24 protein-coding genes and 1 pseudogene are annotated in these 23209 nt (G+C 65.2%); 12 read left to right on the top strand and 13 right to left on the bottom strand.

Annotation, left to right across the window (positions count from 1 at the left end; translation table 11 throughout):
* Positions 1-195: 195 nt before the first annotated feature.
* Both AC1RB9_RS05010 and AC1RB9_RS05005 read right to left on the bottom strand, forming a co-directional pair.
* Positions 196-300 carry an IS3 family transposase gene (locus tag AC1RB9_RS05010; RefSeq protein WP_003453944.1) on the bottom strand — a complete coding sequence of 35 codons (105 nt, stop codon included), beginning with the start codon at positions 298-300 and terminating at the stop codon, positions 196-198.
* A gap of 134 nt (positions 301-434) precedes the next feature.
* Positions 435-692 carry a DDE-type integrase/transposase/recombinase gene (locus AC1RB9_RS05005; protein WP_223699428.1) on the bottom strand — a complete coding sequence of 86 codons (258 nt, stop codon included), beginning with the start codon at positions 690-692 and terminating at the stop codon, positions 435-437.
* A gap of 39 nt (positions 693-731) precedes the next feature.
* On the opposite strand from AC1RB9_RS05005, the gene AC1RB9_RS05000 reads away from it, so the two are divergent.
* A complete protein-coding gene (locus tag AC1RB9_RS05000) occupies positions 732-2165 on the top strand; it encodes an alpha/beta hydrolase (protein ID WP_003453945.1) in 1434 nt (477 codons plus the stop codon).
* A 132-nt stretch (positions 2166-2297) separates the two neighbouring features.
* Here AC1RB9_RS05000 and AC1RB9_RS04995 read toward each other — a convergent pair whose 3' ends face one another.
* Positions 2298-3437 carry an Ntn hydrolase family protein gene (locus AC1RB9_RS04995; protein WP_017001313.1) on the bottom strand — a complete coding sequence of 380 codons (1140 nt, stop codon included), beginning with the start codon at positions 3435-3437 and terminating at the stop codon, positions 2298-2300.
* A gap of 403 nt (positions 3438-3840) precedes the next feature.
* Positions 3841-4221: pseudogene (locus tag AC1RB9_RS04990) on the bottom strand (DEAD/DEAH box helicase); the annotation flags it as partial.
* Positions 4222-4362: 141 nt separating this feature from the next.
* On the opposite strand from AC1RB9_RS04990, the gene AC1RB9_RS04985 reads away from it, so the two are divergent.
* Both AC1RB9_RS04985 and fieF read left to right on the top strand, forming a co-directional pair.
* Entirely contained in the window at positions 4363-4779 is a 417-nt protein-coding gene (locus tag AC1RB9_RS04985) for a hypothetical protein (protein WP_003093116.1), read from the top strand.
* Between the two features lie 88 nt (positions 4780-4867).
* Complete coding sequence (gene fieF, locus AC1RB9_RS04980) at positions 4868-5764, top strand: CDF family cation-efflux transporter FieF (protein WP_003093118.1); 897 nt, start codon at positions 4868-4870, stop codon at positions 5762-5764.
* On the opposite strand, the gene AC1RB9_RS04975 is transcribed toward fieF, so the two are convergent.
* On the bottom strand, positions 5757-6440 hold the full coding sequence (locus AC1RB9_RS04975; RefSeq protein ID WP_003453952.1) for a DUF6515 family protein: 684 nt from the start codon (positions 6438-6440) through the stop codon (positions 5757-5759). The genes fieF and AC1RB9_RS04975 overlap by 8 nt on opposite strands.
* A 477-nt stretch (positions 6441-6917) precedes the next feature.
* On the opposite strand from AC1RB9_RS04975, the gene AC1RB9_RS04970 reads away from it, so the two are divergent.
* The 3 genes from AC1RB9_RS04970 (at position 6918) to AC1RB9_RS04960 (ending at position 8301) form a co-directional block, all read left to right on the top strand.
* A complete protein-coding gene (locus AC1RB9_RS04970; protein ID WP_003106063.1) occupies positions 6918-7397 on the top strand; it encodes an Lrp/AsnC family transcriptional regulator in 480 nt (159 codons plus the stop codon).
* 201 nt (positions 7398-7598) lie between these two features.
* Positions 7599-7808: a DUF2788 domain-containing protein gene (locus tag AC1RB9_RS04965; protein ID WP_003093125.1), complete on the top strand. Its 210-nt coding sequence runs from the start codon at positions 7599-7601 to the stop codon at positions 7806-7808.
* A 100-nt stretch (positions 7809-7908) separates the two neighbouring features.
* Positions 7909-8301: a globin gene (locus AC1RB9_RS04960; RefSeq protein WP_003093127.1), complete on the top strand. Its 393-nt coding sequence runs from the start codon at positions 7909-7911 to the stop codon at positions 8299-8301.
* 33 nt (positions 8302-8334) lie between these two features.
* On the opposite strand, the gene AC1RB9_RS04955 is transcribed toward AC1RB9_RS04960, so the two are convergent.
* Positions 8335-8904: a pseudouridine synthase gene (locus AC1RB9_RS04955; RefSeq protein ID WP_003106061.1), complete on the bottom strand. Its 570-nt coding sequence runs from the start codon at positions 8902-8904 to the stop codon at positions 8335-8337.
* A gap of 138 nt (positions 8905-9042) precedes the next feature.
* Here AC1RB9_RS04955 and AC1RB9_RS04950 point away from each other — a divergent pair, with 138 nt between their 5' ends.
* Positions 9043-10128, top strand: coding sequence for an MBL fold metallo-hydrolase (locus tag AC1RB9_RS04950; protein ID WP_003122025.1), 1086 nt, complete (start codon positions 9043-9045; stop codon positions 10126-10128).
* On the opposite strand, the gene AC1RB9_RS04945 is transcribed toward AC1RB9_RS04950, so the two are convergent.
* The 6 genes from AC1RB9_RS04945 to ladS form a co-directional block, all read right to left on the bottom strand.
* Positions 10086-10652, bottom strand: coding sequence for an SEC-C metal-binding domain-containing protein (locus AC1RB9_RS04945; protein ID WP_003106057.1), 567 nt, complete (start codon positions 10650-10652; stop codon positions 10086-10088). The genes AC1RB9_RS04950 and AC1RB9_RS04945 overlap by 43 nt on opposite strands.
* Before the next feature lie 150 nt (positions 10653-10802).
* Positions 10803-12302: an AMP nucleosidase gene (amn, locus tag AC1RB9_RS04940; protein ID WP_003119204.1), complete on the bottom strand. Its 1500-nt coding sequence runs from the start codon at positions 12300-12302 to the stop codon at positions 10803-10805.
* A gap of 54 nt (positions 12303-12356) precedes the next feature.
* The gene (locus AC1RB9_RS04935) at positions 12357-12788 is read right to left on the bottom strand and encodes a PaaI family thioesterase (protein WP_003118262.1); all 432 of its coding nucleotides are present in this window, start codon (positions 12786-12788) and stop codon (positions 12357-12359) included.
* An 11-nt stretch (positions 12789-12799) separates the two neighbouring features.
* A complete protein-coding gene (locus AC1RB9_RS04930) occupies positions 12800-14449 on the bottom strand; it encodes an acyl-CoA dehydrogenase family protein (RefSeq protein ID WP_003453957.1) in 1650 nt (549 codons plus the stop codon).
* Positions 14446-15093: a TetR/AcrR family transcriptional regulator gene (locus tag AC1RB9_RS04925; RefSeq protein ID WP_003093144.1), complete on the bottom strand. Its 648-nt coding sequence runs from the start codon at positions 15091-15093 to the stop codon at positions 14446-14448. Before AC1RB9_RS04925 ends, AC1RB9_RS04930 begins: the two co-directional genes overlap by 4 nt.
* Before the next feature lie 105 nt (positions 15094-15198).
* Complete coding sequence (gene ladS, locus AC1RB9_RS04920; RefSeq protein ID WP_003093145.1) at positions 15199-17586, bottom strand: hybrid sensor histidine kinase/response regulator LadS; 2388 nt, start codon at positions 17584-17586, stop codon at positions 15199-15201.
* A 210-nt stretch (positions 17587-17796) separates the two neighbouring features.
* Here ladS and AC1RB9_RS04915 point away from each other — a divergent pair, with 210 nt between their 5' ends.
* From AC1RB9_RS04915 to AC1RB9_RS04900, 4 genes are all read left to right on the top strand, one after another.
* Positions 17797-18594 carry a hydroxymethylpyrimidine/phosphomethylpyrimidine kinase gene (locus tag AC1RB9_RS04915; RefSeq protein WP_003100335.1) on the top strand — a complete coding sequence of 266 codons (798 nt, stop codon included), beginning with the start codon at positions 17797-17799 and terminating at the stop codon, positions 18592-18594.
* A 10-nt stretch (positions 18595-18604) separates the two neighbouring features.
* Positions 18605-19234, top strand: a complete 630-nt coding sequence (thiE, locus tag AC1RB9_RS04910; RefSeq protein ID WP_003093148.1) for a thiamine phosphate synthase — start codon at positions 18605-18607, stop codon at positions 19232-19234.
* Between the two features lie 37 nt (positions 19235-19271).
* Positions 19272-20555 (top strand): glutamate-1-semialdehyde 2,1-aminomutase, encoded by a 1284-nt coding sequence (hemL, locus tag AC1RB9_RS04905; protein ID WP_003093150.1) that lies wholly within the window; start codon positions 19272-19274, stop codon positions 20553-20555.
* A 208-nt stretch (positions 20556-20763) separates the two neighbouring features.
* Entirely contained in the window at positions 20764-21312 is a 549-nt protein-coding gene (locus AC1RB9_RS04900; protein ID WP_003093155.1) for a tetratricopeptide repeat protein, read from the top strand.
* A 15-nt stretch (positions 21313-21327) separates the two neighbouring features.
* Here AC1RB9_RS04900 and AC1RB9_RS04895 read toward each other — a convergent pair whose 3' ends face one another.
* A complete protein-coding gene (locus AC1RB9_RS04895; protein ID WP_003093157.1) occupies positions 21328-21660 on the bottom strand; it encodes a DUF1820 family protein in 333 nt (110 codons plus the stop codon).
* A gap of 128 nt (positions 21661-21788) precedes the next feature.
* Here AC1RB9_RS04895 and miaB point away from each other — a divergent pair, with 128 nt between their 5' ends.
* The gene (gene miaB / locus AC1RB9_RS04890) at positions 21789-23129 is read left to right on the top strand and encodes a tRNA (N6-isopentenyl adenosine(37)-C2)-methylthiotransferase MiaB (RefSeq protein WP_003093158.1); all 1341 of its coding nucleotides are present in this window, start codon (positions 21789-21791) and stop codon (positions 23127-23129) included.
* The last annotated feature ends 80 nt before the right edge of the window (positions 23130-23209 follow it).

Here is a 23209-nt window from a genome sequence, read left to right as displayed (position 1 = left end):
ATGCGCAGACGGAGGCGGCAAGCACCAGGGGCATGAGGGATAAGCGCCAAAATTTCAGAGCGCCCCTGCTCACCCCGCAGGAGGGATCCAAGGCTGATCTGTCCCGGAACAGGTAGTTAAGAGCTACTGCTCGCATTTCGCTGCTCAAACTCCATCGGACTGAGATAGCCCAACGTCGAGTGGCGACGGCGGTGATTAAAAGCCGATGTAGTCGAACTGGTCGGTTTTCGCCTCTTGGTGGCTGGCGTAGCGAGTCAGGTACACCCGCTCAGCCTTCAGCGAACGGAAGAAGCTCTCCATCGCGGCGTTATCCCAGCAATTCCGCGGACGTGAATGGCTGGGCACAATTCGATATCGCCGAAGCAAGGCCTGGTAATCATACGCCCAGTATTGGCTGCCACGTTCCGAGTGCGCAGCACTGGTTCTTTCGGCTGTCAGCGTGCAACGGTCATCTCCAGAGCGGCATGCACTAGGGCCTGCTGCATACGATGTTGCGTCGCCCAGCCGACGACAGCGCGTGAATAGAGATCGAGCACGACGGCCAGATACAGCCGTCCTTGGGTCGTCTGCACGTAGGTCATGTCCGAGACACAGTGCCGATTGGCGCGATCCGAGGCGAACTGGCGATCCAGGTGGTTCGGGGCAATCGGCAGAGCATGACTGCTAGACAGGCCAGGTTGCCATGATGGCAAAGCGGCACTAGATTAAGCTTTTTTCAACAGAGCTTACATATGGATATGCCTGCCCGGAGTCCGGTCGACCTCAAGATCGCGCTTGCGATTCTCTACATCAACTTCGCCACCTATAACTCACACAAGCGGATACTGAGTTCATCGCAGTTGCTCCTGTGCTGGAGAAAGGCGCCGGCGGGTATGTTCATTGATGTCCTGCACGACAGAGTTTCAGGCAGCAGGGCAAAGATGGTCTTTACGCAGCTCCTCCAACGAGTGGATGAGCTGAAGTTACTGACAGACGTTGTGGAGGCAAAACGGCTACTGAGCGAGGGGTACGCGTCGACGTTGTCGACGATCCGGCAACCGAGCTTCAAAGCCGCAGTCAAGCTAGTGATCAGCGTCCCTGAAGATATGGTGGAGTACGAAGAACTAATCGCCCAAGACGATTACAGCATTGGAGCCTCGCTCAGCAGCGAACGGTTACCCACCCACTATAGCCGAGCTCCGGTCGATCAGAAATTTACGAAATACGCCGTCTACTTCGGAACGGATCGCCTGTTGGAATCGCCAAGGACTGTGAGGTTTGGCGGGTTCCGCAGTGATGATGTCGTGTCCTATGGCATCGCAGAGGTGTCCATCCCTCACATCCATAAGGAAGGCAAACTGGAACGGCCCGTGTTGTGGCCTTCTACCTCAAAGGGGAACCCCAACAAGCATATTGTCATCCACGAGTCTGCTCTTTTTGAGCTGGAAGAATGGTACAACAACGCCAAGACCTATCTCGCGAAGATCAGCGAAACATCCACTGGCCGTGAAGGCTTGCTATTCATCCACGGGTACAACGTGACTTTCGACGCGGCATTGTGGCGGTCTGCACAGCTGTGCCATGACCTCAAATTCCCAGGTCTAATGCTGTGCTTTTCCTGGGCGTCGCTTGGCAGTACGACTGGCTACCCTGCCGACGAGGCGACGGTAGATTGGTCAGCAGCCCATCTGAAGGAGTATCTGACGAACGTCACAGAAAACCTGGGCCTGACGTCGTTGCACATTGTCGCCCACAGCATGGGTAATCGGGCTCTTCTCGCTGTACTGGAAAACTGGGAGAACAAGCCGGGCGCTACCCCGATCAGCCAGATCATCCTTGCGGCTCCCGACGTCGACGCCAAGCGCTTCAAGCAGTTTGGGCGGGTGTTTAACCTGTACGAGCAAGTAACGCTTTATGCGTCCCGCAACGATCGAGCTATCACTGCGTCTCAGCTTGTGCACAGCAATCCAAGGGCGGGCGGCGCCAACCCACCTCTGGTCATGGATCACCTGTCGACTATCGATGTCTCCAGTGCTGGTAGGGACATGTTCGGCTTAGGCCACAGCTATGTAGCCGACGTGACGAAAGTGTTCCGGGATCTGTTCTACATCGTCCGGCATCGGCACAAACCTGACCAGCGCGCAGGAATAACAAAGAAAGATGAGGGTCACTGGGAGCTGAGCTAAGCCCATAAAATCAGACCGAACGTGGCGCAGGCCTATTCGCTCCCCCCTACCACTTGAAGCCACCGCAAGGTGGCTTTTTGTATCTACTTGCCTTAGGGGCATAAACCAACGCTGGGCAAACCAAATCTTGACTTACTCAGAGTTGAAGCTAGCTTCAACTTGCTCCATGAACCCCAGCACGTAATCACTCACTTCACCACGAAATATATCTGAGTAGTTTATTTGAGCAAACCCAGGTTTCACGCTGGCCATGAATGCCTTATACAAAAAATTAAAATCATTTTCGTATTTTTTGATAAAAGGTATAGTCATGGCGCCTTTATCAGTCTTGTAATTTATCAAGAAGCAAAGGAAATGCCCCCTAAACCTCAAGTCATCGATATCATCTTCAACCATAGTCTCTTCATAGCGTGACACAGGCGCTATCGTGAAGGTTCGGTCATTAACAGGGACATATTCATCGAACTCCTCATCAAAATGCAACTCAACGCTCCTGATTTTTAAGTCCTCACCTTTATATTCGGACTTAATCAGACATTTTGGAAAGTCGACTTGCAGCACTCCCTCAGCATCAAGTTCTGCATCCGCAAAGGCATAAACGATATTAGAAATCTTTTGAAACCGCCCATCATAAAATGCCACTACCTCGTAACCGCCTCCAAACAGACTCGCAATCGACTCCGACTTATACTTACCCTCAAATTCATTCTTTAAATGGTTTGCAAATTGATCGAGAGCCATGCAGGTACCCTGCACCACAATATCTTCTTCAAGAACATCAAACGCATGTGGCGGGTAATCCTGATAATGCGACCTTACATGACCCGCACCAGACCCACCAACCCAAAGCTCAAAGTTTTCATTGCGATGCCCGCAATCCGCATAAACATTAGATATGTGGATTTCATTCCCCTCAACACTTAGAGCGATAATTCTGATCTTTGCACTATCGATGGTATCGTCGGCAAGTACTGCATCCGAAAAACGTTTTCCCGTCAATACGGGGTGCTCATCTACTAGCCTCTCGATAAGCCGTACAATCGCCTGAATCGTTCGCACATCCCCGGCGAAAGCTACAGCGAAGTGATCGTTCACCACGAGAATTTTTTGACACAAACCAGCCACGGCGTGAGCACGCAATGCAGGGCTTCCGGCATCAGGCTTGAAGGATGGAATCTGCGATGGACGCATCCTCTTATTTGAGCTGGTAAGCAAAATGTCAGCCTGAAGGAAACCACCCACCTTCAACTTATAGCCCGAAATCATCGTCATGTGCAGATCCTTATGCATTTGTGGATGGCCAAGGTACAACGCCATCATAGTGACACCAAAGTTATTTCTGCGACTAAGAACTGCGAAATTGATCCATCACATAGGACTCCGTTTGGGTGCATACCAAAGGCCGAAGCTGTGGTGCCCGCTGATGAGTGTCTACACAGGTCAGTATGAGGCGACGTTGTTGAACTCGGGCTTTGTGAAAGACTTAATCTGGTAAACCAGATTCGAGACCTTGGCACCTACCGGCGTTAGGATTGTGGATCTCATCTGGGCTGGTCAGGGAGCGACAAGCGACTAATAAGGCTGGGGAGATGTTCTGGAGGGAGGTCAGTTGTGGCAGGAGAATGTTCTATTTTTTGACAAAAAAAGCAGGTTAATTCGGTGCAAATGGCAAAACGTGGAATTCGTCGAAGATCACCAGGCCGACACCGTCCAGCGCCGGGTCGTCTTGCAGGCGACGGGCAAGGATACCCTCGGTGACCACTTCGATGCGGGTCTTCGGGCCGACCCTGCTCTCCAGGCGGATCCGGTAGCCGACGGTCTCGCCGACCTTTTCGCCCAGCTCGGCGGCCAGCCGCTCGGCCGCGGCCCGCGCCGCCAGGCGTCGCGGTTCGAGCATGAGGATGCGTTGGCCGGCGAGCCAGGGCTCGTCGAGCAGGGCCAGCGGCACCCGGGTGGTCTTGCCGGCACCCGGCGGGGCTTCCAGGACGGCCTGGTGTTGTGCGCCAAGGGCCTGGCGCAGGGCGGGAACAACGGCGTCGATGGGTAGGGGAATCATGCTGGCTCCGGACTGACCGACGAAGTATACCGGCGAACCGGCAGGCGCTTTCGACGGTCTTATCGTCATCGTCGCGGCAGAAGATTGCCGAACGCTGGTCGATTGCTATAGTTCGCCGTCATGTTCACCCGGAGGTCATACATGCGCCTTGCCACCCGCGTTTCCTGTGCCGTTCTCAGTGCAGCCCTGCTGAGCCAGTTGTCGGCCTGCGGTACGCTGTTCTACCCCGAGCGACGCGGCCAGATCGACGGTCGCATCGATCCGGCCATCGTCGCCTTCGACGCCATCGGCCTGCTGTTCTATATCATCCCCGGCCTGATCGCCTTCGGCGTCGACTTCGCCACCGGCGCCATCTACCTGCCCGACGCCAAGTACTCGGTCGCCCCGGAAGTGCTCAAGGATGCCGTCGGCGCGGACGGCAAGGTCGACAACCGCAAGCTCAAGGCCATCCTCGAACGCGAGATCGGCCGTGAACTGCCGCTCGACGACCCGCGCCTCATCCGCCACAGCGGCAGCGTCGAGCAACTGGCGGCCTATGGCCTGAAGCCGGCCGCCTGATCCGCCCTCCGAGGGCGACCGTGCGTCAGTGCCCGGTCGCCGCCCGGTTGGTTTACAGTGGCGCCGTCCCTCCTGACAGAAGCGCCCCATGAGTCCCGATTCCCCGCACGCCCGCCTGCTGCGCCTGGCCACCCTGGCCTCGCTCGGTGTCGCCGTCACCCTGGTCATCGGCAAGGCCATTGCCTGGTGGCTGAGCGGTTCGGTGAGCCTGCTCGCCGGCCTCACCGACTCCCTGCTGGACAGTGCCGCCTCGCTGCTCAACCTGCTGGCGGTGCACTATTCGCTACGCCCGGCCGACGACGACCACCGCTACGGCCACGGCAAGGCCGAGGCCCTGGCCGGCCTGGCCCAGGCCATGTTCATCGGTGCCAGCGCGGTGCTGGTGGCTATCCAGGCGGTCGAGCAATTGCGCGACCCGCAGCCCCTCGGCGCGGCCACCTGGGGCATCGCGGTGATGCTGCTGTCGCTGCTGCTCACGGCCCTTCTCCTGGCCTTCCAGACCCACGTCATCCGCCGCACCGGTTCCACCGCGATACGCGCCGACTCGCTGCACTACCGCTCGGACCTGCTGCTCAACGCCAGCATCCTCGTGGCACTGCTCCTGGCCCGCTACGGCTGGCCACAGAGCGACGGCCTGTTCGGCCTGGGCATCGCCCTGTACATCCTCTGGAGCGCCCTGCAGATCGCTCGCGAGTCGGTGTCGATCCTGATGGACCGGGAACTGCCTACCGACATCAGCGAGCGCATGCGCGAACTCGCCTGCAGCGTGCCGGGAGTGCTCGGCGCGCACGACGTGCGCACGCGGATCTCCGGCAACCACTGGTTCGTCCAGTTGCACCTCGAGCTGCCCGGCGAGCTGAGCCTGTCGGTGGCCCACGCCCTGACCGACCGCGCAGTGCTGGCGATCAAGCGCGAATACCCGAAGGCCGAGGTGCTGATCCATGCCGACCCGCAGGAAGTGGTCGGCAAGGAAACCGTCAGTTGACGCTGTAGCCGCGCCCGCTCAGGCAGGCGGCCATGGCCCGGCGGTAGCCGTTGGCGACCTCGGCGGCCGGCGCGTAGGTCGCCCCCGCCGGGTCGAAGCCGCTCTCGCCCACCGCCCAGCGGTGGCACTCGTAGCGGTCGCGGCTCTGCTGGTCGGGCCCCTGGCCGCGCGCGGGGTAGGCCACCACGTCGTAGCCGGTGGCCGGCACGCTGACCGGATAACCGGGCCCCGCTGCCCGCGGCGGCGGGCTGACCACTTCGTACTCACGGGTGTCGGCATGCCACAGGTAGTAAGTACCGGCGGCAAGGAAGTACAGCACGCTGCCCAGCCAGACCTGCTCCGCATAGGGTGGCAGGCTGCGGACGCGCACCCCGCGGGGCGGCACGACCAGCACATAGCGCGGGCCGTCGGGTCGGTACCAGTAGCCGTCGTGGAAGAAATACTCGCCGCCGCGATAGGGCACCCGCAGGTGTCCGCGCGGCAAGGCCTCCACCACCCGGCCCGGACGCCAGTCGGGATGCGGTCCCCAACTGCCGCCGTACGCTTCGCCGCGGCCAGGTCCCGGTTGTCCGTGGGCAACACCGCGCTCGCCGCCGGGTCCGCCGCGTCCCCCTCGGCCGTCGTCGGCCTGCGCCTGGACGCACAGGCTCAGCGAGAGAGCGCCCACCCCGAGCATTCGCCACCATCCACCGTTCATCGTCTGCCTCGCCCCGGGCCTGGCCGCCCGGCCACGTTCGAATGATCCCGGGAACGACTTTCCGCCGTTTTCCGCCAAGGGTGGGTAAACGCCGGGTAAAGAATGGGTAAAAGCGCGGCACGGGCCGGATCGCGGGCAAAGAAAAAGGGAGGCCCGTCGACCTCCCTTCTGGGGTAACTGTCCTGGCTCGGCGCTGTTGGCGACGGCTCACCTCACTCCACCTTCTGGGCGGTGTGCAACCCGGAGGCCGGCGCAACCCTGTAGGGTCGGCGGCCACGGCTGGCCTGATTGGGCGAGCCGTGATGGACGAGATGTCCGGGCCGTGAATCTGGGTAAAAGAATACGTCGCCAGGCGCGACCAATGATTGCTAATATTGCTCACCAGAACCTTGATTGCGCAATAAATCACTCAAATTCACCTTGCCAATGGCAATCAACCTGAAAGAAATCCTCGCCATGAACAAACTCGATCGCTACGACCTGCGTATCCTCGAAGAACTCCAGCGCGACGCACGCATCTCCAACCAGGAACTGGCAGAACGGATAGGCCTGTCGCCATCGCCCTGTTCGCGACGGGTCAAGCAGCTCGAGGACGACGGCTACATCGTCCGCCAGGTAGCCTTGCTGGACCGCAAGAAGCTCGGCCTGAGCCTCACCGCCTTCGTCCTCATAGGCATGGACCGACACACCCCGGAACGCTTCGAACATTTTCAGGAAGTCATCGGCAAATGCCCGGAAGTGCTGGAGTGCAGCCTGGTCACCGGGATGGACGCGGACTACCAGTTGAAGGTCGTGGTGCCGGACATGGACCACTACCAGAAGCTCCTGCTGGGTACCCTGACGCGCATCGAGGGGGTCTCCAGCGTGCGCTCCAGCTTCGTCCTCAACCAGGTGCTGGCGAGTACCGAACTGCCGCTGGAGCACCTGCGCGATTGATCGTAGCGAGACCTGGGACATGACACGGAACAGGCGGCATGCCGTATAATCGGCAGCCTGTTTCAGTTGTCATGCCCGCGTGGCCCCCGCATATAAAGAGCAGCCTGCTCGTAGAACGATAAACGCCTTGCCCGCCCCCCATGGCACGCTCCGTCCGACCGCGAGCCGGACTTCGTTTGCTTGAAAATCCGGAGGTTGCCAATGGATCCCGAACTGTTCGAAGAGTGGATGATGACCGGTCTGGTGACCGTGCTTATCCTGTTCATGGCTTTCATCGTGTGGGACCTGGCGAAGAAGTCGAAAGCCGGCAAGTTCGGAACCCTGATCCTGTTCTTCGCCCTCGGCCTGGGCGTACTGGGCTTCATCATCAAGGGCCTGGTCATCGGCAGCCTCGAAGGCGCGGGCATGTAACCCCGGCGCCACGCGCGTCATCCAACCATTCGTAATCATCCGCCGGCCCCGGCCAACGGGGCCGGCTCGCCTTGCCATTGCCTAGAACAAGGGAGTCGCCATGAACGCCGCCGACCGCGTCATGCAGAGTTATGGACGCTGCTGTGCCAGCACCGGATTCTTCGATGATTTCTACCGGCATTTCCTTGCCAGTTCCCCGCAGATTCGCGCCAAGTTCGCCACCACCGACATGACTGCGCAGAAACACCTGCTGCGTGCCGGGATCATGAACCTGGTGATGTACGCCCGCGGCATGTCCGACAGCAAGCTGCGCGCCCTCGGCGCCAGCCATTCGCGCGCCGCGCTGGATATCCGCCCGGAACTCTACGACCTGTGGCTGGACGCCCTGCTGATGGCGGTCGCCGAGCACGACCGCGACTGCGACGCCGAGACCCGCGACGCCTGGCGCGACGTGATGGGTCGTGGCATCGCCGTGATCAAGTCGTACTACTGATCGTTCCGCGCCCGCTGGACGACGCCCCTCTCGTCAGTCCAGCCGCGCCGGCACTTCCCGCCATTCCCCGAGGCCCAGGCCATCCAGGCTCCAGGGGCCGATCCGCACCCGCACCAGCCGCAGCGTCGGCAAGCCCACCGCCGCCGTCATCCGCCGCACCTGGCGATTGCGCCCCTCGCGGATCACCAGTTCCAGCCAGTGGGTCGGCACCGACTTGCGAAAACGCACCGGCGGCACCCGCTCCCACAACGTCGGCTCATCCAGCAGACGCGCCTCGGCGGGCAGCGTCGGGCCGTCGTTGAGCGTCACGCCCTCGCGCAGGCGCCGCAATTGCTTCTCGTCCGGCGTACCTTCGACCTGCACCCAGTAGGTCTTCGGCAGCTTGTGCCGGGGGTCGGCGATGCGCGCCTGCAGGCGACCGTCGTTGGTCAGCAGCAACAGGCCCTCGCTGTCGCGGTCCAGGCGCCCGGCCGGATACACGCCCGGCACCGGGATGAAGTCCTTGAGGGTCGAACGCCCTTGCTCGTCGTTGAACTGGGTCAGTACGTCGAACGGCTTGTTGAACAGCAGCAGCTTCGGCTCGCTCGGCGGCGCCTTGGCCACCCGGCGTGGCGCAGGGCGGACGGGATGACGCGGGGAAGGACGCGGGGGACGGGACATGACTGGAAACGAGTTGGCTTGATCGGGGTACCGGGCGGCATGCTAGGTTGTCCGAGAGCCTGACCGCAAGAGCATCCCCTCATGCCCTCCCTGCGTCCCACCTGGCTGATCAGCCTGCTGACCCTGGCCGGCTGCGCTGGCAGCGCCTATCAGGGTCCGCCTTCGGACCATTTCGACGGCGAACGTTTCCGCAATATCCAGCCGACCGCGCACAAGAGCCTGCGCGACCTGCTCAAGTGGCAGTGGAACCGCCCGCCGCAACGCCCGTGGGTCGCCCTGCCGCCGACGGCAACGCCGCCAAGGGTGGACGAGCGTGCCCGCGGCGAAGAACTGCGGGTCACCTACATCAACCACGCCACCCTGCTGATCCAGCACCGCGGCCTGAACATCCTCACCGACCCGGTCTGGTCGCAACGGGTCAGCCCGCTCGCCTTCATCGGCCCGAAGCGCCACCATCCGCCCGGGTTGACGCTCGACCAGTTGCCACCGATCGACCTGGTGCTGGTGAGCCACAACCACTACGACCACCTCGACCTGGAAACCCTGCGCCAGCTCCACCGGCGCTGGCCGACGGCCAAGGTGGTCAGCGGCCTGGGCAACGCCGGGCTGATCCGCCAGACAGGTTTCGCCGACGTCGTGGAGATCGACTGGTGGCAGGCCGTGCCGCTGGGCGCTGGCCTGACGCTGCATGGCGTACCGGTGCAGCACTGGTCGTCGCGCACCCGCAGCGACACCAACCGCACGCTCTGGCTCGGCTTCGTCATCGACTCGCCGGATGGCCCGCTGCTGTTTCCCGGCGATACCGGGCTCGGCCCGGAGTTCGGGCTGATCAACCAGCGCTTCGGGGCGATGCGTTTCGCCGCCCTGCCGATCGGCGCCTACGAGCCGCGCTGGTTCATGCGCGACCACCACATGAATCCCGACGACGCGGTGCAGGCCCATCGCACGCTGCAGGCGCAGACCAGCATGGCCATCCACTTCGGTACCTTCAATCTCACCGACGAACAGCAGGACGACCCGCCCAAGGCGCTCCAGGCGGCACTGCGCAGCCAAGGCGTGGACCCGGCGACCTTCGGCACGCCGAAACCCGGCGAGCAGTGGCGCGTCGCACCGCGCAACGTCGCTCAGGAGGCCGAGGCCACCAGGCGGGAGCAGCAGTTGCGGTAGCGCTTGCCGCTGCCGCACGGACAAGCCTGGTCGCCACGGCCGCCCAGGGCCAGCCAGCTTTCCAGGCGCGCGGCCATCCCGGCCAGGCGCTCGCGGGCCTCGTCGTCCAGGCCGGCGCGGGCCAGTTGGCGCCGCAGGCCGAGGTAGTCTTCCAGCAGGACATCGCGGCTGAGCGCCTGGTACTGGTCGGCCAGCGGCACGCCTTCGTAGCGCCGCTGCGGGTCGGCCAGGAAAGCGATGGCGCCCGCCTGCGGCAGGACATTCCACAGGTTGCCGCGCGGATCGCGCCAGCAAGCGCTGAAACGCGCGCGCAGGGCCAAGCCACGCCATTCTTCCAGGATCCAGCCATCGACCCGCTCGCCGCCGAGGGCCTCGACCGCCCGCCCGACCGAGAACCACGGTTCGCCGGCCAGGCTTTCCGGCATCGGCAACGGCGCTGCCACTTCCGGCGCGGCATCGGGCACCAGGCGGCGGGCGAAGCGACGGAGCGGGTTGCTGAGATGAGTGGGGACGCTGAACGGCATGGGGCTCACATCGATGGCAGGCGTGGTCGTTCCGACCGGCAGAGGGCGCCGCGGTTCCACGCAGGGCGAAGGGCCATCATTGTAGGGCCTCGGCGCCGCAAGGCGTAGAAGCGCGCCGCGGTTTCCGCACGGAAACCGCGGCGCGTCCGATCAACGGAACGGCGGCTCGTCGAAACTCCGCAGCTTGCGCGAGTGCAGCGAGTTGAGCTGGCTGCGCAACAGGTCGAGGGCGGCGATGCCGATCCGCAGGTGCTGGTTCACCGCGCGCTCGTAGAAGGCGTTGGCCGAGCCGGGCAGCTTGATCTCGCTGTGCAGCGGCTTGTCCGAGACGCACAGCAACGTGCCGTAGGGCACCCGCAGGCGGTAGCCCTGGGCGGCGATGGTGCCGCTCTCCATGTCCACCGCGATGGCCCGCGCCAGGTTGATCAGTGGCCGCTCCTGGGCCCAGCGCAGCTCCCAGTTGCGGTCGTCGTAGGTGAGCACGGTGCCGGTGCGCAAGCGTCGCTTGAGCGACTCGCCGCGCTCGCCGGTGACTTCGGCGGCGGCTTCCTGCAAGGCGACCTGGACTTCGGCCAGCGCCGGGATCGGGATGTGCGGCGGCAGCGCGCGGTCGAGGATGCCGTCGCGGCGCATGTAGGCGTGCGCCAGTACGTAGTCGCCGATGGTCTGCGACTGCCGCAGGCCGCCGCAGTGGCCGATCATCAGCCAGCAATGCGGACGCAACACCGCCAGGTGGTCGGTGATGTTCTTCGCGTTGGACGGGCCGACCCCGATGTTGACCAGGGTGATGCCGTCGCCATCGGCGGCGATCAGGTGGTAGGCCGGCATCTGGTAGCGGTGCCAGACCACCCCGGCGACGATGGCGTTGGCCTCGCCTTCGTCCATCCCGCGTTCGATGATCACGTTGCCCGGCAGGACCATGCGCACGAAGCGCGGGTCCTCGCGCAGGCGGGTCAGGCCGAGGCGGATGAACTGGTCGACGTAGCGGTGGTAGTTGGTCAGCAGGATCCACGGCTGCACGTGGCGCCAGTCGCTGCCGGTGTAGTGCACCAGGCGGCGCAGGGAGAAGTCCACCCGCGCGGCGTCGAACAGCGCCAGCGGCAACTGGTCGGCGCGTTCCCATTCGTAGAGGCCGTCGGCGATGTCGTCGGAAGCGGCGGACAGGTCGGTGCTGGGGAACACCCGCGCCAGCTCGGCGGCGGTCACCCCGGAGCCGGCCAGCTCGTCGCCCTGCTCGACCACGTAGGGATAGGGGATGTCCTGTTGGCTCGGGCCGACCTGCACCTGCACGGTGAAATCGTCCATCAGCGGACGCAACTGTTCCAGCAGGTACTTGCGGAAGGCGTCGGGGTGGGTGACGGTGACGCTGTATTCGCCCGGCACCTGGACCTTGGCGTAGGCGCGGGTGGTGGACGGCACCTCGCCCTGGCAGCGGTAGCCGATGCGCAGTTGCGGGTAGTGGAAGTTCTGCCGCTCGGCCTCGCTCGGCTCGATGCGCTCCTTGATGTAGCGCTTGAGCGCCTGGCTCAGCGCCGCGGTGGCCTGGCGGTGCAGCTCGGCAAGACGGTCGACGGCCTCCTCGGCCGTGCGGGCGACGACGAACCCGTCGTCGGAATCGATACTCATGGTGGGCTTCCTGTCGGTTCGCATGGAAAACATCTTGCCTGTACCGACAGGAAAACACAGCGCTTTTCTCCCGTTACCTCATTCGGCCAGCGCCACCACCGCCATGGTCACGGTGGCCTTGCTGAACAGGCGCCGCCGACCGTCCCGCTCGGCGAACACCTCGGCCTCGACCACCGTCACCTGGCGCCCGGCCTTGAGCACCTCGGCGCGACACAACAGGCGCTGGCAAAGCGCCGGGCGCAACAGGTTGAGCTTGAACTCCAGGGTCAGCACCGTCTGCCCCTCCTCCACCAGGGTCGCGGCGGCGGCCCCGGCGGCATGGTCGGCCAGGGTCGCCTGGACCCCGGCATGGATGAAGCCGTTCTGCTGGGCGTGGCGGGGCAGGATGTCCAGCCCCGCTTCGACCCAACCCGGCCCGCAGTCCAGCGGACGGATGCCGAGGTCGCCAACGAAACTGGCCGCGGCGAAGCCCTGCTCGACCAGCTCCCGGTAGCGCGGATGCGCCTGCATCGCGACGCGCCTCAGGCCAGGTGCGGGGTGGCGCGAGCCAACAGCGCCTCGACCTCGACGCCGCGCGGCAGGGTGCCGTAGACCCGCCCGCCGTCCCCCAGGCGACTGCCGATGAAGGCGTCGGACACCGCGGAGTTGCCGGCTTCCAGCAACAGCTTGGCCTGCAGGGCGATCGCCACGTCCTCGGTGAGCTGGCGGGCGCGGTACTGGATGTCGGCGGTGTCGGCGAAGGCCGCCTTGAGGTTGCCGATGTGCGCGGCGAGACGGGCGTCGCCATGGCCGTCGCCCAGTTCGGCGAACAACGCGTCGAGCACCCCCGGCTCCTTCGACAGGGCACGCAGCACGTCCAGGCACTGCACGTTGCCGGAACCTTCCCAGATCGAGTTCACCGGGGCCTCGCGGTACAGCCGCGGCAGGATGGTTTCCTCGACGTAGCCGGCACCGCCCATGCATTCGGAGGCTTCGTTGATCATCGCCGGGGCACGCTTGCAGATCCAGTACTTGCCCACCGCGGTGACCAGGCGGGCGAACTTCTCCTCCTGCTCGTCGTGGGCACGGTCCAGGGCATGCCCCATGCGCAGGGTCAGGGCCAGCGCCGCCTCGCTTTCCAGGGCCAGGTCGGCGAGCACGTTCTGCATCAGCGGTTGCTCGGCCAGCACCCGCCCGCCGACCTTGCGGTAGGCACAGTGGTGGGCGGCCTGGGTCAACGCCTGACGCATCAGTGCGCTGGAGCCGATCATGCAGTCGAAGCGGGTCATGGCGACCATCTCGATGATGGTCGGCACGCCACGGCCCTCTTCGCCGACCATCCAGGCCAGGGCGCCGCGATACTCGATTTCGCTGGAGGCGTTCGACCAGTTGCCCAGCTTGTCCTTCAGGCGCTGGATGTAGAACTGGTTGCGGCTGCCGTCCGGCCGGTGGCGCGGCAGCAGGAAGCAGGTCAGGCCCTTGTCGGTGTAGGCCAGGGTGAGGAAGGCGTCGCACATCGGCGCCGAGCAGAACCACTTGTGCCCGACCAGTTCGTAGGCCTGCCCCGGCCCGGGAATCCCCACCGGGTAGGCCCGCGTGGTATTGGCCCGGACGTCGGTGCCGCCCTGCTTCTCGGTCATCGCCATGCCGATGGTGACGCCCGCCTTCTGCTCCATCGGCACGTTACGCGGGTCGTACTCGCGGGAGAGGATCTTCGGCAGCCATTTCTCGGCCAGGTCCGCCTGCAGGCGAATCGCCGGCACGCTGGCGTAGGTCATGGTCAACGGGCAACCGGTGCCGGCCTCCGCCTGGCTGTGCAGGTAGGACAGCCCGGCCCGCGCCACCTGGGCGCCGGGGCGCGGGTCGGTCCAGGGCAGCGAGGGCAGTTCGTGCTCGATGGCGGCGCGCATCAGCTCGTGGTAGGCGGGATGGAACTCCACCAGGTCGACGCGGTTGCCGTAGCGGTCGTGGCTATGGAACTCCGGCTTGTGCTGGTTGGCCAGGAAGCCGGCCGCCATCAGCGGGCCGCCGGCCAGCTCACCGTAGCGCTGCAGGCGCTCCTCGGCCCAGCCGCCCTGGTAGCGACGCACCCACTCCTGGAGAGGCAGATCGAGGCGGTAGAGGTTGGCGCTATCCAGCGACGGTACCTGGTTGGTCACTTCGTGGGTTTCGGCGTACTGGTGCAGGTTCATGAGGGTTCCTCGCAGACAGGCGCGCCCACCGCGCGCAGGCAGAAGTTCACCAGAGCCGTACTCACCGGCTCCAGACTCGGTTCCGGCTGGCCGCTGTCGCGAGCGGCGCGCGCCGGGGGAGACAAGGGGCCGACCAGCGCCTCGGCGATGGCCCCGACCAGGCAGGCCGCGGCAAGCGGCACCAGGGAAAGCTGGAATGCGCCACTGCGCCGGCCCTCCTCGAGCAGTTCGACGAACAGTGCGGCGTAGGCCTCGCGATAGCGCAGGCGCTGCTCGTCGACTTCAGGATCCACCGGCTCGGCGATCAGGGCGAAGGCCAGCCGCTGGCTGCTCCAGGCGCGCGCGGCAAAGCGCCGCAAGCCCTCGGCCAGGCGCCAGGCGGGCGCGCCGGGACCGCGCAGGACCACGGCCAGGGCATCGACCTCACGCTGGCTGGCGCGGCGGAAGATTTCCGCCGCCAGCTCGCCCTTGCCCCGGAAGTGGCGGTACAGGCTGCCGGTGGCAATCCCCGCGTCGTCGGCCAGGGCCTGCATGGTCAGCGCGGCGAAACCGCCCTCCGCGACACGCCGCAGGCCTAGCTGGAGGATGCGCTCGCGCAGCGCGGAATCGCGTTGCAGGCGGCGTTCGGTGACACGATAGACCATGACTGAATCCGGATTCACTTTTTCCCAGTGAATCACGCTTCAGGCTTTGCCTAAAGAGACATACAGGTCGCGCAGGCCGGCATTTCAGCCAGCCGCGGAACGGCTTCAGGCGGACTTGGTGACGATCGGCTGGCACAGCAGCCAATCGTGCAGCAGGGTCTGCAACTCTTCGAACTTGACCGGCTTGGCCATGTAGTCGCTCATGCCCGCCGCCAGGCAGCGCTCGCGATCGCCGCTGTGGCTGTGGGCGGTCAACGCCAGCACCGGCAGTTCCGCGCAGCCGGGCAGCGCGCGGATCGCCCGACAGGTGGCGAAGCCGTCCATCACCGGCATCTGGCAGTCGAGCAGTACGCCGTCCGGCCGCTCGCGCGCCAGCAACTCCAGGGCTTCGCTACCGTTGTCGGCGGTGCGCACCCGGTAGCCGAGCTTGAGCAGCATGCCGCGAGTCACCAACTGGTTGATGGCGTTGTCCTCCACCACCAGCACCGTGCACTCCTCGGGACGCCGCACCGCCTGCCCGCCGGCGCGCCGCGGCGGCGGCGCCAGGCCCTGGGCCGGCTGGGTCAGTTGCAGGCGCAGGAGGAAGCGGCTGCCCTGTCCCGGCCGGGACTCGTGGGTCAGCTCGCCGCCAAGCAGCTCCACCAGCTTGCGGCACAGAGCCAGGCCGATGCCGAGGCCTCCGTAGCCACGGGTCAACGAGCTGTCGGCCTGGACGAAACGCTGGTAGAGGTCGCTGCCGGCGGCCATGTCGAAACCGATGCCGGTGTCGATCACTTCCACCCGCAGCGCCACCCCGTCATGGGTACGCCCGGCGGCGACGCGCAGGGTCACGCTGCCCCTGGCGGTGAACTTGATCGCGTTGTCGACCAGGTAGCCCAGCGCCTGGGCCAGCTTGCCGGCATCACCTTCGAGGGTGTCCGGCAGGCTGTCGTCCAGTTGCAGGGCGAAGCGCAGGCCCTTCTCCTCGGCGCGCGGCGCGTACTGCGCGCGCAGGCTGTCGAACAGGCCGCGCAGGCTGAACGGCTCGCGGCGCGGGTAGAGCTTGCCGGCCTGCAGTTCGATGAGGGCGAGGATGTCGTTGACCATCCGCATCATGTCCCGCGCCGAACCGGCGGCGGTGCGCTGGTACTCGGCGAGTTCGACGTCCATCGGCACCGTCTGCATCAGCTCCAGCGAACCGATCACCCCGCTCATCGGGGTGCGCAGTTCGTGGGTGACGGTGGCGAGGAACTCGTCCTTCAGGCGGTTGCTGTTGGCCAGTTCCTGGTTCAGCGCTTCCAGCTTGCGGCTGGACTCCTGGAGGATTCGCGCGCGCTCCTCCTTCATTGCGTTGATCCGGTCGGCCAGTGCCAGCGACAGCAAGCCCACCTCCAGCGCCGAACCGATCTGGCTGGCATACATGGTGAGGAACATGTTCGGCAGGTAGCCGAGGACCATCAGGGTGTTGACGATGCCGCCGAGAAGGAAGGCGGTCCAGGCGATGATGAAATAGCGCGCCACGCGCATGCCGCGCAGCCAGGCGAGGATGCCGGCGGCGAAGATCAGGCCGGTGAAGGCCAGCGCCAGGTAGGTGGCCAGGCGCAGGGCCACGGCGTAGCTCATGGTCAGCGCCATCAGCATGACCAGCGCGCCGACCGCCATCAGCGCCAGCAGGCCGCGGTCGACCCACACGCTGTGGTCGCGGGTATGCAGGAAGCTGCGCGCGAACTGGCAGCCGAACAGCGCCGCCGAACCGATCAGGAATGGCGTGGCGGCGTTCGCCCACCAGGGGCTGTCGGGCCAGAAGTACTCGATGCCGGCGCCGTTCACCGAGACCTGGTAGAGCCCGAACGAAGCGATATAGAGGATGTAGTAGAGATAGCTGGTATCGCGGACGCTGAGGAAGATGAACAGGTTGTAGATCAGCATCACCAGCAGCACGCCATAGATGATGCCGAGCACATAGATGCGTTCGGGCTGCTCCTCCAGGTAGGCCTTGGGCGACCACAGGGTCAGCGGCGCCTGGATCGACCCCTGGCTTTCCAGCCGCAGGTAGACACGCTGCGGCTTGTTCGGCTCGAGGCCGAGTTCGAACAGGTAGTTGTTCTGCCGGATCGGCCGACTGGCGAACGGCAATGTGTCGCCGGTGCGCTGGGCGAGGCGGTAGCCGCCCTGGCCATCGGGCAGGTAGAGGTCGAGCTTGTCCAGCGGCGGATAGGCCAGCTCCAGCAGCCAGGTGCGCGGATCGCTGGAGGCGACCGGCCGGTAGTCCAGGTCCAGGCGCAACCAGAACACCGAGCGCGAATAGCCGGCATTGAGCACGTCCTTGTCATGGCGGCGGAAGCTGCTGTCGATGGCCCGCGAGGTGATGTCGTTGATATCGGCGCTACCGCGCACGTCCTCGAACACGTCGATGGACTGCCCCAGCGGCAGGCGCTCGACCTGCTCGTTGAAGCTCACCGCACCCGCCAGGCACGGCAACGCAAGAAGAAAGAGAATCAGCCAGTGCCGCATGATGCCCCGCAGTGCTCCTCGAACGGACCGGGAGCCCCACCTCCCTCGTCATGGTCCGCCCTTGGCGAGCGTTGTATGAATATTCGCCGAACTTTAGCACACGCCACGCCACGTCAGGCCCGGGACGTGTCACGCAGGGCCCGGGCGCGGCGCCCGAAAGGTCGTCCGCGCAGCCGCCACGAAGCGCTTTTAGTGGTAAGCTCACGCGCCATGAAAACACCGACTTCCCGCCCCGTAGTGCTCTGCCTGTCCGGTCACGACCCCAGTGGTGGCGCCGGACTGCAAGCCGACATCGAAGCCCTGCTCGCCCAGGGCTGCCACGCCGCCCCGGCGGTCACCGCGCTGACCGTGCAGGACACCGTCAACGTCAGCGACTTCCGCGTCCTCGACCGCGAGTGGGTGCTGGCCCAGGCCAACGCCGTACTCGCCGACCTGCCCGTCGCGGCGGTCAAGCTGGGTATGCTCGGTTCGCTGGAGATGGTCGACACGGTGGCCGAGATCCTCGCCGCCCACCCGCACTTGCCGGTGGTCTGCGATCCGGTGCTGCGCGCCGGCGGCGGCGGTGCGCTGGGCAAGGGCGACGTCGGCTTCGCCATGCGCGAGCGGCTGCTGCCGCGCGCCACCATCGCCACGCCGAACCTGCCGGAAGCGCGCCTGCTCGCCGACCTGCCCGAGGGCAGCGCCGACCAGTGCGCCGAGCGCCTGCTGGAACACTGCGAGCACCTGTTGATCACCGGCGGACACGGCGACGAAAGCGAAGTGCACAATCGCCTGTACAGCCGCGACGGCAGCCGCCGCACCTTCACCTGCCAGCGCCTGCCCGGCAGCTACCATGGCTCCGGCTGCACCCTGGCCAGCGCCCTGGCCGGTCGCATCGCCCTCGGCGAAGCGCTGCACGGCGCCGTGCAGAGCGCCCTCGACTACACCTGGCGGACCCTGCGCGACGCCGAGAGTCCGGGCCACGGCCAATACGTGCCGCGCCGCCTGCCCACCGACTTCTGTCACTGAGAGCCAGCCGATGAAACTGCGCGGCCTGTACGCCATCACCGATAGCCAGCTACTGGACGACGGCCGCCTGCTGCCCTACGTCGAAGCCGCGCTCCGCGGCGGCGCGCGCCTGCTGCAATACCGCGACAAATCCAGCGACCAGGCGCGGCGCCTGCGCGAGGCGGAAAGCCTGCGCGAACTCTGCGAACGCCACGGCGCGCAGTTGATCGTCAACGACGACGCCGAACTCGCCGCGCGCCTGGGCGTCGGCCTGCACCTCGGCCAGACCGACGGTTCGCTGTCGGCGGCGCGCGCCCTGCTCGGCCGCCAGGCGATCATCGGCGCCACCTGCCACGCCCAACTGGAACTGGCCGAGCAGGCGGTGGCCGAGGGCGCCAGCTACGTCGCCTTCGGCCGCTTCTTCAATTCCAGCACCAAACCCGGCGCCCCCGCCGCCAGCGTCGAACTGCTCGACCAGGCCCGGCCGCGCCTGCACCTGCCGATCACCGCCATCGGCGGCATCAGCCTCGACACCGCGCCCGGCCTGATCGCCCGCGGCGTCGATCTGGTCGCCGTGATCCATGCGCTGTTCGCCGCCGCGTCCGCCGCCGAGGTGGAACGCCGCGCCCGCGCCTTCAGCGCCCTGTTCGAACCTGCCTGACGCCTCCGCGCCTCGCCCGAGAGATAGAGAGCTAGCCATGTCCCGTTCCGAAACGCTGTTCAACAACGCCCAGAAACACATTCCCGGCGGGGTCAACTCCCCGGTGCGCGCCTTCAAGAGCGTCGGCGGCACCCCGCTGTTCTTCAAGCACGCCGAAGGCGCCTATGTACTGGACGAGGACGACAAGCGCTACGTGGACTATGTCGGCTCCTGGGGCCCGATGATCCTCGGCCACAGCCATCCGGACGTGCTCGACGCGGTGCGCCGGCAACTCGACCACGGCCTGTCCTATGGCGCGCCGACCGCGCTGGAAGTGGAAATGGCCGACCTGGTCTGCTCCATGGTGCCGTCGATGGAGATGGTGCGCATGGTCAGCTCCGGCACCGAGGCGACCATGAGCGCCATCCGTCTGGCCCGCGGCTACACCGGGCGCGACAGCATCATCAAGTTCGAAGGCTGCTACCACGGTCACTCCGACAGCCTGCTGGTGAAGGCCGGCTCCGGCGCCCTGACCTTCGGCGTGCCGAACTCCCCGGGCGTTCCGGCGGCCTTCGCCAAGCACACCCTGACCCTGCCGTTCAACGACATCGAGGCGGTGCGCAAGACCCTGGGCGAAGTCGGCAAGGAGGTCGCCTGCATCATCGTCGAGCCGGTTGCCGGCAACATGAACTGTGTGCCGCCGGCGCCGGGCTTCCTCGAAGGCCTGCGCGAAGCCTGCGACGAACACGGCGTGGTGCTGATCTTCGACGAAGTGATGACCGGCTTCCGTGTCGCCCTCGGCGGCGCCCAGGCCTACTACGGGGTCACCCCGGACCTGTCGACCTTCGGCAAGATCATCGGCGGCGGCATGCCGGTGGGCGCCTTCGGCGGCAAGCGCGAGATCATGCAGCAGATTTCCCCGCTGGGCCCGGTCTACCAGGCCGGCACGCTCTCGGGCAACCCGCTGGCGATGGCCGCCGGCCTGACCACCCTGCGCCTGATCAGCCGCCCCGGTTTCCACGACGAACTGACCGCCTACACCACGCGCATGCTCGACGGCCTGCAACAGCGCGCGGATGCCGCCGGCATCCCCTTCGTCACCACCCAGGCGGGCGGCATGTTCGGCCTGTACTTCAGCGGCGCCGACGCCATCGTAACCTTCGAGGACGTGATGGCCAGCGACGTCGAACGCTTCAAGCGCTTCTTCCACCTGATGCTCGACGGTGGCGTGTACCTTGCGCCTAGCGCCTTCGAGGCCGGCTTCACCTCCATCGCCCATGGCGACAAGGAGCTGGAAATCACGCTGAACGCCGCCGAAAAAGCCTTCGCCGCGCTGAAATGATCCTCTTCGCGGCGCCCTTCCCGGGCGCCGCCCTCCTCCCCGCCGGAACGCCTTCCTAGCCGAAATGCATAAACGCGCCGACAAAGTTCCCGAAAAGACAGTAAAGACTTTGTAAGGAGGCGTCGGCTTATTTCATAATGTGAGGGTCAGCGCATTTCGTTGGCCGGGCAGCCCTTGCCCGCCCCGATCCAGGAGGTGTCTTCCCCTCATGTTCCGTACCGGCCGCACCCTCGCCCTGGGTTGCCTGTTGATCCTCCAGCCGCTGCTCGCGCAGGCGGGAGGCAACTCGTTGCTGATTCCAGCGACCGGCCGCTGCGCGCTGAACACCGTTCCCGAAGAATTGCAACAGGCGCTCGCCGCCTGCCAGCAGGTCGCCAATGGCGGCGACGCCGAGGCGCAATACGAACTGGGCGAATTCTTCTACGACGGCGAGCGCATCCCGCGCGACCTCCAGGCCGCCCTCAACTGGTTCGAGAAAGCTTCTCTACAGGGCCATGCCCAGGCCCAGTACCACCTCGGCACCATGTTCTTCCGTGGCGAAGGGGTTCCGGCGAACAACGTACAGGCCTACATCGTGCTGAAGATGGCAGCGGTGAACGGCGCCGAGGACGCCCTGGACAGCGCCGACCTGGTAGCCGAGCAGATGAACCGCGACGAACTGGACATCGCCACCCGGGTGCTGGGGCAGATCTTCCGCAACTACCTGATCGAACTGCAGACTGCCGGCGGCGTCACGCCCTTCGCGCCGCTGCCCTGACGTCCCTTTCGCGAATCAGTCGCTCTTGCCGGGCATCGGCATGGGGAACGGCATGACGTTGCCCGCGCCCTTGGCCTCGCTGATCTTCGGCGTACCCAGGCGCTCGACCTCGTCGATGCGGACGATCGCGTGCATCGGCACGAAGCTGCGCAGAACGCCTTCGAACTGCGCCTTGAGCTTCTCCTCGCTGGGGTCCACCACCACCTGGGTGCGCTCGCCGAAGACGAACTCCTCGATTTCCAGGAAGCCCCACAGATCGCTCTGGTAGATCTGCTTGGCATACATCTCGAAGACCTGGCCCTGGTTGAGGAAAATCACCTTGTAGATGGGGTTTTCGCGCTTGTTCATGGCGGGGAAAGCAATGCCGGAAAATGAAGGGCGCGAATCATAGCACAGCCTTTCGGCCAGCAACGCTAGGAACCGGGGGCCCCGCCCTCTATAATGCGCGGTCCTTTTCGAACTGTCCGACGAAGCGCATGGCCAAGAAGCTTTTCATCGAAACCCACGGCTGCCAGATGAACGAGTACGACTCGTCGCGAATGGCGGACCTGCTCGGTGAACACCAAGCCCTCGAGGTGACCGAAAACGCCGCCGAGGCCGACGTCATCCTGCTCAATACCTGCTCGATCCGCGAGAAGGCCCAGGAAAAGGTGTTTTCCAAGCTCGGCATGTGGCGCGAGCTGAAGCAGCAGAATCCCGACCTGGTGATCGGCGTCGGCGGCTGCGTGGCCAGCCAGGAAGGCGCCGCGATCCGTGAGCGCGCGCCCTATGTCGACGTGGTCTTCGGCCCGCAGACCCTGCACCGCCTGCCGGAAATGATCGACGCCGCGCGCAGCACGCGCAAGCCGCAGGTCGACGTGTCCTTCCCGGAAATCGAGAAATTCGACCGCCTGCCGGAACCGCGGGTCGATGGCCCCACCGCCTTCGTCTCGGTGATGGAAGGCTGCAGCAAGTACTGCAGCTTCTGCGTGGTGCCCTACACCCGCGGCGAGGAAGTCAGCCGACCATTCGACGACGTGATCGCCGAAGTGATCCACCTGGCCGAGAACGGCGTCCGCGAAGTCACCCTGCTGGGACAGAACGTCAACGGCTTCCGCGGCCTGACCCACGATGGCCGCCTGGCCGACTTCGCCGAACTGCTGCGGGTGGTCGCCGCCGTCGACGGTATCGAGCGCATCCGCTATACCACCTCGCACCCACTGGAATTCTCCGACGCGCTGATCCAGGCCCACGCCGAGGTGCCGGAGCTGGTGAAATTCATCCACCTGCCGGTGCAGTCGGGCTCCGACCGCGTGCTGGCGGCGATGAAGCGCAACCATACCGTGCTGGAATACAAGTCGCGTATCCGCAAGCTGAAGGCCGCGGTACCGGACATCTGCATCAGCTCCGACTTCATCGTCGGTTTCCCCGGCGAAACCGAGAAGGACTTCGAGCAGACCATGAAGCTGGTGGAGGACGTCGGCTTCGACTTCTCCTTCTCCTTCATCTACAGCGCGCGGCCCGGCACGCCCGCCGCCGACCTCGCCGACGACCTGCCGGAAGAAGTGAAGAAACAGCGCCTGCAGATCCTCCAGAGCCGCATCCACCAGCAAGGCTACGAGATCAGCCGGCGCATGGTCGGCAGCACCCAGCGGATCCTGGTCACCGACTTCTCGAAGAAGGACCCGGGCATGCTCCAGGGGCGCACCGAGAACAACCGGATCGTCAACTTCCGCTGCGACAATCCACGCCTGATCGGCCAGTTCGCCCAGGTGCACATCGACGACGCGCTGCCGCACTCGCTGCGCGGTACCCTGATCGACAGCACCCTGCATTGAGGCCGACGACCGTACGGCGGGCTCGCTGAACCTTCCCGCCGCCACGGTGCACCAACGTTTCAGCGGGAACCGGGAAAGCG

The organism is Pseudomonas sp. 20-5, from assembly GCF_056782835.1.
This window is presented reverse-complemented; position numbering and strand designations above follow the sequence as displayed.

Excerpts from the sequence above, each read along its gene's own strand:
- AC1RB9_RS05010 (WP_003453944.1), bottom strand. The coding sequence starts at position 300 with ATGGAGAGCTTCTTCCGTTCGCTGAAGGCTGAGCGGGTGTACCTGACT.
- AC1RB9_RS05000 (WP_003453945.1), top strand. The coding sequence starts at position 732 with ATGGATATGCCTGCCCGGAGTCCGGTCGACCTCAAGATCGCGCTTGCG.
- AC1RB9_RS04995 (WP_017001313.1), bottom strand. The coding sequence starts at position 3,437 with ATGACGATGATTTCGGGCTATAAGTTGAAGGTGGGTGGTTTCCTTCAG.
- AC1RB9_RS04985 (WP_003093116.1), top strand. The coding sequence starts at position 4,363 with ATGCGCCTTGCCACCCGCGTTTCCTGTGCCGTTCTCAGTGCAGCCCTG.
- fieF (WP_003093118.1), top strand. The coding sequence starts at position 4,868 with ATGAGTCCCGATTCCCCGCACGCCCGCCTGCTGCGCCTGGCCACCCTG.
- AC1RB9_RS04975 (WP_003453952.1), bottom strand. The coding sequence starts at position 6,440 with ATGCTCGGGGTGGGCGCTCTCTCGCTGAGCCTGTGCGTCCAGGCGCAG.
- AC1RB9_RS04970 (WP_003106063.1), top strand. The coding sequence starts at position 6,918 with ATGAACAAACTCGATCGCTACGACCTGCGTATCCTCGAAGAACTCCAG.
- AC1RB9_RS04965 (WP_003093125.1), top strand. The coding sequence starts at position 7,599 with ATGGATCCCGAACTGTTCGAAGAGTGGATGATGACCGGTCTGGTGACC.
- AC1RB9_RS04960 (WP_003093127.1), top strand. The coding sequence starts at position 7,909 with ATGAACGCCGCCGACCGCGTCATGCAGAGTTATGGACGCTGCTGTGCC.
- AC1RB9_RS04950 (WP_003122025.1), top strand. The coding sequence starts at position 9,043 with ATGCCCTCCCTGCGTCCCACCTGGCTGATCAGCCTGCTGACCCTGGCC.
- AC1RB9_RS04945 (WP_003106057.1), bottom strand. The coding sequence starts at position 10,652 with ATGCCGTTCAGCGTCCCCACTCATCTCAGCAACCCGCTCCGTCGCTTC.
- amn (WP_003119204.1), bottom strand. The coding sequence starts at position 12,302 with ATGCGAACCGACAGGAAGCCCACCATGAGTATCGATTCCGACGACGGG.
- AC1RB9_RS04935 (WP_003118262.1), bottom strand. The coding sequence starts at position 12,788 with ATGCAGGCGCATCCGCGCTACCGGGAGCTGGTCGAGCAGGGCTTCGCC.
- AC1RB9_RS04930 (WP_003453957.1), bottom strand. The coding sequence starts at position 14,449 with ATGAACCTGCACCAGTACGCCGAAACCCACGAAGTGACCAACCAGGTA.
- AC1RB9_RS04925 (WP_003093144.1), bottom strand. The coding sequence starts at position 15,093 with ATGGTCTATCGTGTCACCGAACGCCGCCTGCAACGCGATTCCGCGCTG.
- ladS (WP_003093145.1), bottom strand. The coding sequence starts at position 17,586 with ATGCGGCACTGGCTGATTCTCTTTCTTCTTGCGTTGCCGTGCCTGGCG.
- AC1RB9_RS04915 (WP_003100335.1), top strand. The coding sequence starts at position 17,797 with ATGAAAACACCGACTTCCCGCCCCGTAGTGCTCTGCCTGTCCGGTCAC.
- thiE (WP_003093148.1), top strand. The coding sequence starts at position 18,605 with ATGAAACTGCGCGGCCTGTACGCCATCACCGATAGCCAGCTACTGGAC.
- hemL (WP_003093150.1), top strand. The coding sequence starts at position 19,272 with ATGTCCCGTTCCGAAACGCTGTTCAACAACGCCCAGAAACACATTCCC.
- AC1RB9_RS04900 (WP_003093155.1), top strand. The coding sequence starts at position 20,764 with ATGTTCCGTACCGGCCGCACCCTCGCCCTGGGTTGCCTGTTGATCCTC.
- AC1RB9_RS04895 (WP_003093157.1), bottom strand. The coding sequence starts at position 21,660 with ATGAACAAGCGCGAAAACCCCATCTACAAGGTGATTTTCCTCAACCAG.
- miaB (WP_003093158.1), top strand. The coding sequence starts at position 21,789 with ATGGCCAAGAAGCTTTTCATCGAAACCCACGGCTGCCAGATGAACGAG.